Below are 10,656 nucleotides of genomic sequence, written 5' to 3'. Positions count from 1 at the left end.
ACGGCCTGCCGGTCCCGCCGGGTACCCCGCCGGCCCGGCTGCCGGTGCGCGACGACGCGGCCGACGCCCAGGCCGTGCTGACCGCGCTGGCCGTCCTCGTCCAGCGGCGCAGCCGGCCGGCGTGGGCGGCGATCGACCTGGTCGGCGGCGGGTGCACCCAGGCGCAGGCCGCCGCCCGGCTGGGGGTGTCCCGGCAGGCGGTGGGCCAGCGGCTGGCCGCCGGCATGTGGGAGCTGGAACGGGAGCTGCGGCCCACCGCCGCCCGGCTCCTGGCCCGCGCGGAGGGCTGAGCCGGACGCCGCCGTCGCGCGGTGATCTCCGGGCGGCGAGAATGGGAAGCGCCACCGTCCGCCCCTCCCTGGGAGAGCCCGTGCCCGAACCGTCCGCCACCGGTGGTGCCCACAACACCGAGCTGCTCGGCGTCTACACCAACGACCACCTCGCGGCGGCCACCGGCGGCGTCGAGCTGGTCGGCCGCATGCTCGGCCAGCACCGCGGCGGCCCGTACGAGGCCCGGCTCACCGAGCTGCTCGCCGAGCTGCGCGAGGAGCGGTCCGCGCTGCGCGGTCAGATGGAGTCCCTCGGCCTGCCGGTGCGCCAGTACAAGCAGGTCGGCACCTGGATCGCCGAGAAGCTGTCGCGGGCCAAGCTGAACGGGCACCTGCTGTCCCGGTCCCCGCTCAGCGACCTCGTCGAGTTCGAGTTCATCGCCACCGCGGTGCTGGCCAAGCGGGCCGGGTTCGAGACGCTGCGCGCGCTGGCCGAGACCGACGCCCGCGTGGACGCCGGGCTCTTCGACCGGCTGATCGCCCAGGCCGACAAGCAGCACCACTGGCTCGCCGACGCCCGCCGCGAGGTCGCCGCGCGGGTCTTCGGGGGGTCGCCGGAGGCCGCGGACGCCGCCGCCGACACCTGACCGGGCGGCGGCCCGCGGGCCCCGGTAGAAACCCGGGCATGTGCCACGACACCGACAGCCGACCGCCCGCCCCGCCGCGCTCCGGCGAGGTGACCGAGCGCGGCACGCTGACCCTCACGGCCGCTGACGGCACCGAGTTCGCGGCCGCCTACGCGGCGCCCGCCGGCCCGGCGCGGGCCGGCGTCGTCGTGCTCCCCGACATCCGGGGCCTGCACCCGTACTACGTCGCGCTGGCCGAGCGGTTCGCGGAGGCCGGCCTCCCGGCGCTGGCCCTCGACTACTTCGGCCGGACGGCGGAGCTGCCGCCGACCGGCACCCGCGAGCAGGACTTCGACTGGCAGACCCACATCCCGCAGACGACGCCGGACGGCGCGGACGCCGACGTCGCCGCGGCGATCGGCTACCTGCGCGAGCGCACCCGGCCCGACCTCCCGGTGATCACCGTCGGGTTCTGCTTCGGCGGCAGCCACTCGTGGCGGCTGGCCGGCAGCGACCTCGACCTGGCCGGCTGCATCGGCTTCTACGGGCGGCCGTCGATGGTCGGCGACGTCCGGGCCACCCGGCCGACGCTGATGGTCATCGCCGGTGCCGACGCCGCGACGCCGGTGGAGGAGCAGCTGGCGCTGGCCGAGCGGCTGCGCGAGGGCGGCGGGCAGGTCACCACCGCGGTCTACGACGGCGCGCCGCACTCCTTCTTCGACCGGGCGTACGGGGACTGGGCCGACGCCTGCGCCGACGTCTGGCGGCGGGTGCTCCAGCTCGCCGACGAGGTGGCCGCCGGCTGACCGGCCCGGCCCGTGCCCGGGCCCGCCTAGTCTCGACCGGGTGAGCCACGAGCAGGGGATCGACCCGGACGTCATCGAGCTGGCCGGCCGGGTCTTCGACCTGGCCCGCGGCGGGCGCACCGAGGAACTGGCCGCCTACGTCGACGCGGGCGTGCCGGCCACCCTGACCAACGACAAGGGCGACACGCTGCTGATCCTGGCGGCCTACCACGGGCACCCGGAGACCGTCGCCGCGCTGCTGGCCCGCGGCGCCGACCCCGGCGCGGTCAACGACCGCGGCCAGACCGCGCTGGCCGCCGCCGTCTTCAAGCAGTCGGCCGAGACGGTGCGCGCGCTGCTCGCCGCCGGGGCCGACCCCGACGCCGGCGGGCCCACCGCGCGGCAGACCGCGGCGTTCTTCGACCTGCCGCAGATGACCGCCCTGCTGGAGGACGCCGGTTCCTGATCCGGTCCGGCGGGGCATGTCAGGCTGGGCCGGACACCGCGGCGCCGCACGGGGGGAGGGCGGAGGTCAGATGGTCGCGCAGCAGCACCTCTCCGGGGACACCGGCGCGGGGGAACCGGGCCGCCCGGCGGGGGCCACCGCGCTGACCGCCGGTGACGCCGCCGTGGTCGAGGACGCCGCCGTCCGCGGGCCCGATGCCCCGGAGGCGGCCGGCCCCGCTGCCGATCCGGCGCGACCGGAGGAGACCGTGGGCCCGCCGACCGCCGGGTTGCCGCGCTGGCTGGTCCTGCTCGTCGGTGGCGCCGCCGCCACGGTGGCGATCGCCGGGGTGCGGTCGATCGCCTGGCTGGTCGGGCCGGTGCTGCTGGCGCTCGTCGTCGTCATCGCGCTCATGCCGGTGCAGCGGTTCCTGCAGCGCCACGGCTGGCCCCGCTGGGCGAGCGCCACGGTCCTGCTGGTGCTGGTGTGGAGCATCCTGCTGGCGTTCGTGGCGCTGCTGGTGGTCTCGATAGCCCAGTTCGCCAACCTCCTGCCCGACTACGCCGGCGACGCGGAGCGGCTGATCGCCTCGGTGGTCGAGGACCTCAACGACCGCGGCATCGTGTCCGGCCAGCTCTCCGACCTCGTCTCGCAGTTCGACTACAGCCAGCTGGTCGGGGTGGCCACCGGTCTGCTGGCCCGGATCAGCGACGCCGCGACCACGCTCGTGCTGCTGCTGGCGGCCATCGTGTTCCTCGCCATCGAGTCCGGCGGCTTCGGCCGCCGGCTGGGGATGATCGCCGCCGAGCGCCCGCACCTGCCGATCGCGCTGGGCATGTTCGCCCGCGGCACCCGCAGCTACCTGCTGGTGAGCACCGTGTTCGGCGCGATCGTCGCCGTCTTCGACACGATCGCGCTGTACGTCATCGGCATCCCGCTGCCGGTGCTGTGGGGGCTGCTGTCGTTCATCACCAACTACGTGCCCAACATCGGGTTCGTCCTCGGCCTGGTGCCGCCGGCGATCCTCGCACTGCTCGGCGGCGGCTGGACGGAGTTCTGGATCGTCGTCGCGGTCTACGCCCTGCTGAACTTCGTCGTCCAGACGCTGATCCAGCCGCGCTTCGTCGGCGACTCGGTCGGGCTGTCGATGACCGTCACCTTCGTGGCGCTGCTGTTCTGGGGCTGGGTGCTCGGCGCGCTCGGCGCGCTGCTGGCCATCCCGCTGACGCTGCTGGTGAAGGCGATGCTGGTCGACGTCGACCCGCGCGGGCACTGGCTGGACGCGCTGCTGCGGGAGGAGCCGCGGGCGCCCCGGACCAGCCGCGCCCGGCAGCGGGCGCAGGCCCGGCGGGCGGCGCTGGCCTCGGTCCGGGCGCTGCACCCGCACCTGCCCGGCCGGCGGCACTCCGAGCACGGAACGCCCGGCCGGGACCGGAGTGTCAGCCCCCCGGAGGAGGGTGTGCCCAGGTCGGACGCACCGTCCGGCGAGACGCTCAGGGAGGCGCGATGAAGGGCGACCGCGTGGAGGTCGTGATCGAGGCCGGGGGTACGACGCGCACGTACGACATCGAGGCGACCCGCGCCGGGCGGCGGGTGGACGTGACGCACGGCCGTGGCCTCGTGGAGGTCACCGAGAGCACCCGCGGCGGCACCCCGGTCCGCACCGCACGGTTCATGGCCGGCCGGGTGCTCGCGCTCGTCGAGCACCCGGCGCCGCGGCGCGCTCCGGACGACGACGCAGCGGTGACCCCGCTGCGGCAGTCGGCCTGACGACGGCCCGTCCCGCCACCGCAGGCGGGAACGCGGCACGCCGCGGCACTCGCGCCGGGTGGGTGCGGTAGAACCTGAGCTCCGCTCTCCCGTCCTCCCGGAGGTCCTGCCGTGCTGGCCAGCATCGGATACGCCGTCGCCTACACGGGGGTCGGCATCGTCCTGCTGACCCTCGGGTTCGTCGTCCTCGACCTGCTCACCCCCGGGAAACTGGGCCGGCAGATCCACGAGGAGCGGTCGGTGAACGCCGGGCTCGTCCTCGCGACCGGCTTCCTCGGGCAGGGCGCGGTGGTGTTCGCCGCGATCTGGACCAACGCCACCAGCGGTTTCGGCGAGGCGCTGCTGTACACGGTCGTCTTCGGGGTGCTGGGCGTGCTGCTGCAGGCGGTCGCCTTCGTCGTCCTGGACCTCATCACCCCCGGCAAGCTCGGTGCGCACGTCACCGAGGTGCCCTTCCACCCGGCCAGCCTGGTGCTGGCCTCGGTGCAGCTGTCGGTGGCGGCCATCGTCGTCGCCTCGATCTGGCCCTGAGTCGCCTCGATCCGGCCTGCCCGCCGCGCCCGCGACCCGCCGGGGGCTACCGGTCGGTAGGTCCGGCGTCTCCCGCACGTACCGTGTCGGGAAGCGCACCGGAAGGCGCAGCGAACGAGAGGAACAACACAGATGAGCGAGTCGAGCAGCACCGGCGCCCGCGTGGCGATCGTGACCGGGGCCGCCCGTGGCATCGGCGCGGCCACCGCCCTGCGCCTGGCCCGGGACGGGTTCGCCGTGGGCGTCCTGGACCTGGACGAGGTCGCCGGCAAGGACACCGTGCAGGCGATCGAGGCCGCCGGTGGGCGCGCCCTGGCGGTCGGGACCGACGTCAGCGACGCCGAGCAGGTCGAGGCGGCGGTCGCCCGGATCGCGGCCGAGCTGGGCGCCCCCACGGTGCTGGTGAACAACGCCGGCGTCATCCGCGACAACATGCTGTTCAAGATGACCGAGTCCGACTGGGACGTGGTCATGAACGTGCACCTGCGGGGCGCCTTCCTCATGACCCGCGCGGTGCAGAAGCACATGATCGACGCGAAGTGGGGCCGGATCGTCAACCTGTCGAGCACCTCGGCGCTGGGCAACCGCGGCCAGGCCAACTACTCGGCGGCCAAGGCCGGCCTGCAGGGCTTCACCAAGACCCTCGCGATCGAGCTGGGCAAGTTCGGCGTCACCGCCAACGCGATCGCCCCCGGGTTCATCCAGACCGACATGACCCGGGCGACCGCCGAGCGGATCGGCATCCCCTTCGAGGACTTCCTGGCCGGCGCGGCCAAGGAGATCCCGGTGCAGCGGGTCGGCCAGCCCGAGGACATCGCGCACCTGGTCTCCTTCCTCGTCAGCGAGGGCGCCGGCTTCGTCTCCGGCCAGGTCGTCTACGCGGCGGGCGGTCCCAAGGCGTAACAGCGGGACCTGCAGGGGGCCGGGCCCGGCCGGGAGTGTTCCCGGCCGGGCCCCGCGGCGTGCCGGGGCATGACACCGCGGGCGGCGGCGTTGCAGGGAGCGTGTTGACCGACCCTCCCGCCCCCCGCCACTCGCCGGCTCGCAGCGGGCCCCAGGGCCTGCGCCTGGCCCTCCTCGGTGACTCCCTCGCGTACGGCTCCGGCGCGACCCGGACGCAGGACACCCTGGGCCCGCGGCTGGCCGGCGCACTGGACGCCGCGGGGTACGACGTCGAGCTGCACGTGCTCGCCGTCCCCGGCGCGGTCTCCCGGGACCTGGCCGCACAGGTGCGCCGCACCGTGCCCCTGGCGGCCGACCTCGCCGTCGTGCTGGTGGGCGCCAACGACCTCGCCCGGCTGGTGCCCCCACCCCGGGCGGCCGCCGCCCTGGGGAGCGCGCTGCAGGACCTGCTGGCGTCCGGCACCGACGCCGTCGTCGTCCCGGCGCCGGACATGTCGTCGGTCCCGTTCGTGCCGCCGGCGTACCGGCCGCTGGTGCGGGCGGCCTCCGCCCGGCTGCAGCAGGAGCAGGCCGCGGCCGCCCGGGCCGCCGGCGCCCTGGTCGCCCCGATCTCCGAGACCGTCGGGACGGCGTTCGCCACCGACCCGTCGCTGTTCTCCGCCGACCGCTTCCACCCCTCCTCGGCGGGCTACGCCGTGATCGCCGAGGCGCTGGTGCCGCACGTGGTGGCCGCCGCGCACGCCCGCCGGGACGGCGCCGCCGCCTGAGGTCCGCGAGGGCTCACCCCGCGAGCGGCTCGGACCGCAGCTCGCGGGGCTCGGCGAAGCGGGTGAGCACCGGCCCCAGCACGGCGAGCACCAGCACGTAGCCGGTCGCCACCGGTCCCAGGTCGGTCACCCCGGAGGCCACGGCCAGCCCGGCGATGACGATGGAGAACTCGCCGCGGGCGACCAGCGCGGTCCCGGCCCGCAGGCGCCCGGGCACGCCGACGCCGTCGCGCCGGGCGGCGAACCAGCCGGTGGCGATCTTGGTGACCGTGGTGACGGTCGCCAGGGCCAGGACGGCGGGGAGTACGGGCAGCACCGCCTCCGGGTCGGTGGACAGCCCGAAGGCGACGAAGAAGGTCGCGGCGAACAGGTCCCGCAGCGGGCCGAGGAGGACGCGGACCCGCGCGGCGAAGGATGCCGGCAGTGCCAGCCCGACCAGGAACGCGCCGACCGCGGCCGAGACGCCCAGCGACTGGGCCAGCCCGGCGACGAGCAGGGTGAGCCCGACCAGCCGCAGCAGCACCTGCTCGTCGTCGGCGGAGGCCAGCAGCCGGCCCAGCCGGTGGCCGTGCCGCCGGGCGGCCAGCAGCACCAGGAGCACCGCGCCGACGGCCAGCCCGATGCCCCCGACCGCCGCGGCGGGTCCGCCCCCGGCCAGCGCGACGACCAGCAGCGGCAGGAACAGCGCCATCGCCAGGTCCTCGAGCACGAGCACCGACAGCACCGCCGGCGTCTCGCGGTTGGCCAGCCGGCCCAGGTCGCCGAGCAGCCGGGCGACGATGCCGGAGGAGGAGATCCAGGTGATCCCGGCCAGGGCCAGCGCACCTTCCCAGGGCAGCCCGAGCAGCAGCCCGGCCAGGAACCCCGGCGGCGCGTTGAGCAGCAGGTCCACCCCGCCGGAGGGCCCGTGCCGGCGCAGCGAGGCGAACAGCTCGTCGGCGGAGAACTCCAGGCCGAGGGTCAGCAGCAGCAGGACGACGCCGATCTCGGCGGCGGCCTCGATGAACGGCTGCGCCGTGGCCAGCGGGACGAGCCCGCCGTCGCCCAGCGCGAGCGCGGCCACCAGGACGAACGGCACGGGCGAGAGGCCCACCCGGCGGGCCAGCAGTCCCAGCACGGACAGGCCCAGGAACAGCAGGCCCAGCTCGACGAGGAGCGCGGCGACGTGGTCCACCGTGTCCGCCGGTCAGGCCGCTCCGGTCAGGCGCCGTTCGAGCTGCTCGAGGCCGGCCTGCGAGCCGATGGCGACCAGCACGTCGCCGGCCCGCAGCGGGTCGGCCGGCCCGGGGGAGGGGACGACGTCGGTGTCGCGCACGATCGCCACGATCGAGCAGCCGGTGAGGGTGCGGGCGCGGGTGTCGCCGAGCGGGCGGCCCGCGAACGGGGAGTCCGGCGGCACCGGGAACCGGCCCGACTCCAGCCCCGGCACCTCCCGCGACAGGTCGGCGAAGCGCTGGGTCAGCCGCGGCGCGCCGAGCACCTCGGCGACGGCGTCGACCTCCTCGGCGTCGAGGCGGATGACACTGCGGGCGCGGTCGGGGTCGCGGCGGTCGTAGACGGCCACCTCCGCCGACCCCTCCCGCCGGACGACGATCGCGAGGAGGTCACCGGCGCGGCTCTGCAGCCGGTACCGCACGCCGACGCCGGGCAGCAGGGTCTCCTCGAGGTCCACCGGCGCATCGTGGCAGACCCGCGGGTCACCGCCCGGGGGCCGGCCGCCTGGCGGCCAGGAGCTCGGCGAGGTGCAGCGCGCGCCGGCCGGCCAGCTGGTCGAGCTGGGTGCGGCAGGAGAACCCGTCGGCCAGGACGACGGCGTCCGGCCCGGCCGCCGCGACGGCGGGCAGCAGCTGCTGCCCGGCGATGGCCACCGAGACCTCGTGGTGCCCGCGCTCGACACCCCAGTTGCCGGCCAGCCCGCAGCAGCCGCCGAGCCGGCGCACGGTCGCTCCGGCGTCCCGCAGCAGCCGCTCGTCGGGGGCCCAGCCGAGGACGGCAGCGTGGTGGCAGTGCGGCTGGGCGACCACCTCGACCCCGGCCAGGGACGGCGGTGTCCAGCCCGGCGTCTCGCGCAGCAGCTCGGCCAGGGTCCTGGTGCCGGCCGCGACCCGGGCCGCGTCCGGGCCGGGTACCAGCTCGAGCGCCTCCCCGCGGAGCACCGCGGTGCACGACGGCTCGACGCCGACGATCGGCACGCCCGCGTCGGCCAGGGGGGCGAGCAGCGCCACGGTGCGGTCCAGCGTGCGCCGGGCGGCGTCCAGCTGGCCGGTGGTGATCCAGGTCAGGCCGCAGCAGGCCTCGGCCGGCGGCACCTGGACCCGGTACCCGGCGTCCTCCAGGACGGCGGCCGTCGCCGCGGCGACCTCCGGGGCGAAGTGGTCGGTGAACGAGTCGACCCACAGCGCGACCGGCCGGCCCTCCCCGGACACCGGGCGCGCGGCCCAGCTCTGCCGGAAGGTGCGCGGCGCGAAGGCGGGCAGGCTGCGGCGCTGGTCGACGCCGGCGCCCCACCTGGCCAGCCGGCCGCCCAGCCGGGACGTCATGACGGCGTTGACCAGCCGCGGCGCGCGGGCGGCCAGGTCGGCCCACCGGGGGAGCCGGCCGAGCGTGTAGTGCGAGCGCGGCCGCAGCCGGCGCCGGTACGACTGGTGCAGCACCTCGGCCTTGTACGCGGCCATGTCCACGCCGGTCGGGCAGTCCCGCGAGCAGCCCTTGCAGGACAGGCACAGGTCGAGGGCGGCGTGCACCTCGGGGGAGCGCCAGTCGCGCACCGGCCCGCCGGGGGCCAACATCTCCTGCAGCACCCGGGCGCGACCGCGGGTGGTGTCCTTCTCCTCCCGCGTCGCCGGCCAGGACGGGCACATGACCCCGCCGGCGGCCTGCAGGTCGGCCCGGCACTTGCCGACGCCGGTGCAGCGGTGCACCGCGGCGGAGAAGTCACCGCCGTCGTGCCGGTAGGCCAGCGCCAGGACCGGCCGATCGGATGTCGGACGGCGCGGCGCGGCGGCCACCCGGATGTCGTCCTCGACCCGCGCCGGGCGCACGAGGACGCCGGGGTTGAGCACGTCGTCCGGGTCGAACAGCCCCTTGACCCGCTCGAACAGCCCGAGCACCCCGGGGGAGTACATGGCCGACAGCAGCTCGCTGCGCGCCCGGCCGTCGCCGTGCTCGCCGGACACCGACCCGCCGAAGCGGGCCACCAGCGCGGCGGCGTCGGTGACGAAGGCGCGGTAGGCCGCCCGCCCCCGGTCCTCGCCGCGCCCCAGCGGGAAGTCGATCCGCACGTGCACGCAGCCGTCGCCGAAGTGGCCGTAGGGGACGCCCTGCAGCCCGTGCTGGTCCAGCAGCGCCTCGAAGCCGCGCAGGTACGTGCCCAGGTGCTCGACCGGGACGGCGGCGTCCTCCCAGCCGGCGTGCGCCGGGCGGCCGTCGGAGGTGCGCGCGGCCAGCCCGGCGCCGTCCTCCCGGATCCGCCAGATCGCGGCGGTCTCGGCCGGGTCGGTGACCACCAGCGAGTCCAGGGCGCCGGCGTCGGCGAGCACGCCGTCGGCCTTGGCGACCACCTCGGCGACCGTGTCCCCGGTCAGCTCGACGATGAGCCAGCCGTCCCCGCGGGGCAGGTCGGGCACCACGGCGGCGGGCACGTCGCGCAACCGCTGCACGATCCGCTGGTCCAGGCCCTCGCAGGCGGTCGGCCGGTGCCGCAGCAGTGCCGGGGTCGCGTCGGCGGCGTCGGCCATCGACGGGTAGCCGAGCACGACCAGCCCGCGGTAGGGGGCGTCGGCGACCAGCCGCACCGTCGCGCCCAGCACCAGCGCCAGCGTGCCCTCGCTGCCGACCAGGGCCTTGGCCACGTCGGCGCCGCGCTCGGGCAGCAGGTGCTCCAGCGAGTAGCCCGACACCTGGCGGCCGAAGCGGCCGAGCTCGGTGCGGATCGGCCCGAGGTTGTCCCCGACCAGCCGGCGCAGCTCCCCGAGCACCCCGGGGGCAGAAGTGGCCATCTCTGCCCCCACGGACAGCCGCTCGCCGCCGCCGGTGACGACGTCGAGGCCGACCACGTTGTCCGACGTGCGGCCGTAGCCCAGCGCCCGCGACCCGCAGGCGTTGTTGCCGATCATCCCGCCGACCGTGCAGCGGTTGTGCGTGCTCGGGTCGGGCCCGAAGCGCAGGCCGTGCGGCCGGGCGGCGGCCTGCAGCGCCGCCTGGACCACGCCGGGGTCGACGACCGCCGTCCCCGCCTCCGGGTCGATGGCCCGCACCCGGGACAGGTGGCGGCTGGTGTCGACCACGACGCCGGGGCCGACCGCGTTGCCGGCGATCGAGGTCCCGGCGCCCCGGGCGGTGAGGGGCACGCCGAGCTCGCGGCAGACGGCCAGCGCCGCCTCGATCTCGTCGGGGTGCCGGGGCCGCACCACCGCCCGCGGCAGCACGCGGTACAGCGAGCCGTCGGAGGAGTACAGCGCGCGGGCCAGGCCGGAGCCGTCGACGTCGGCGAGGCCGGCCCGGCGCAGCCCGTCGAGGAGGTCGGCGTCGGAGGGGGCGGCTGCGGTCACCCCGCCAGTC

11 protein-coding genes and 1 pseudogene are annotated in these 10,656 nt (G+C 76.5%); 9 read left to right on the top strand and 3 right to left on the bottom strand.

The annotated features are described in order from the left end of the window. The 9 genes and pseudogenes from MY526_RS24270 to MY526_RS24230 form a co-directional block, all read left to right on the top strand. Positions 1 to 290 (top strand): annotated as a pseudogene (locus tag MY526_RS24270) (hypothetical protein); the annotation flags it as partial. 80 nt (positions 291 to 370) lie between these two features. Beyond that, a complete protein-coding gene (locus MY526_RS24265) occupies positions 371 to 916 on the top strand; it encodes a hypothetical protein (RefSeq protein ID WP_436695595.1) in 546 nt (181 codons plus the stop codon). A gap of 38 nt (positions 917 to 954) precedes the next feature. Continuing rightward, complete coding sequence (locus MY526_RS24260) at positions 955 to 1,701, top strand: dienelactone hydrolase family protein (RefSeq protein WP_436705241.1); 747 nt, start codon at positions 955 to 957, stop codon at positions 1,699 to 1,701. Positions 1,702 to 1,741: 40 nt separating this feature from the next. After that, positions 1,742 to 2,146 carry an ankyrin repeat domain-containing protein gene (locus tag MY526_RS24255; RefSeq protein ID WP_436695593.1) on the top strand — a complete coding sequence of 135 codons (405 nt, stop codon included), beginning with the start codon at positions 1,742 to 1,744 and terminating at the stop codon, positions 2,144 to 2,146. Between the two features lie 70 nt (positions 2,147 to 2,216). Continuing rightward, complete coding sequence (locus MY526_RS24250; RefSeq protein WP_436695592.1) at positions 2,217 to 3,635, top strand: AI-2E family transporter; 1,419 nt, start codon at positions 2,217 to 2,219, stop codon at positions 3,633 to 3,635. Then, positions 3,632 to 3,895: a hypothetical protein gene (locus tag MY526_RS24245; protein WP_436695591.1), complete on the top strand. Its 264-nt coding sequence runs from the start codon at positions 3,632 to 3,634 to the stop codon at positions 3,893 to 3,895. The genes MY526_RS24250 and MY526_RS24245 overlap by 4 nt, the downstream gene beginning before the upstream one ends. Before the next feature lie 111 nt (positions 3,896 to 4,006). Further along, positions 4,007 to 4,426, top strand: a complete 420-nt coding sequence (locus MY526_RS24240) for a DUF350 domain-containing protein (protein ID WP_436695590.1) — start codon at positions 4,007 to 4,009, stop codon at positions 4,424 to 4,426. A gap of 132 nt (positions 4,427 to 4,558) precedes the next feature. Next, entirely contained in the window at positions 4,559 to 5,329 is a 771-nt protein-coding gene (gene fabG / locus MY526_RS24235; RefSeq protein WP_436695589.1) for a 3-oxoacyl-ACP reductase FabG, read from the top strand. 104 nt (positions 5,330 to 5,433) lie between these two features. Beyond that, entirely contained in the window at positions 5,434 to 6,096 is a 663-nt protein-coding gene (locus MY526_RS24230) for a GDSL-type esterase/lipase family protein (protein ID WP_436695588.1), read from the top strand. 13 nt (positions 6,097 to 6,109) lie between these two features. On the opposite strand, the gene MY526_RS24225 is transcribed toward MY526_RS24230, so the two are convergent. From MY526_RS24225 to MY526_RS24215, 3 genes are read right to left on the bottom strand one after another with little or no spacing between them, the layout of a single operon-like run. Further along, positions 6,110 to 7,270 carry a cation:proton antiporter gene (locus MY526_RS24225; RefSeq protein ID WP_436695587.1) on the bottom strand — a complete coding sequence of 387 codons (1,161 nt, stop codon included), beginning with the start codon at positions 7,268 to 7,270 and terminating at the stop codon, positions 6,110 to 6,112. Positions 7,271 to 7,282: 12 nt separating this feature from the next. After that, complete coding sequence (locus MY526_RS24220) at positions 7,283 to 7,768, bottom strand: cation:proton antiporter regulatory subunit (RefSeq protein WP_436695586.1); 486 nt, start codon at positions 7,766 to 7,768, stop codon at positions 7,283 to 7,285. Between the two features lie 25 nt (positions 7,769 to 7,793). Next, positions 7,794 to 10,646, bottom strand: a complete 2,853-nt coding sequence (locus MY526_RS24215) for an FAD-binding and (Fe-S)-binding domain-containing protein (protein ID WP_436705240.1) — start codon at positions 10,644 to 10,646, stop codon at positions 7,794 to 7,796. Between the last annotated feature and the right edge of the window lie 10 nt (positions 10,647 to 10,656).

The sequence above is a fragment of the Geodermatophilus sp. CPCC 205761 genome, assembly GCF_051383655.1.
Lineage (GTDB): Bacteria > Actinomycetota > Actinomycetes > Mycobacteriales > Geodermatophilaceae > Geodermatophilus.
This window is presented reverse-complemented; position numbering and strand designations above follow the sequence as displayed.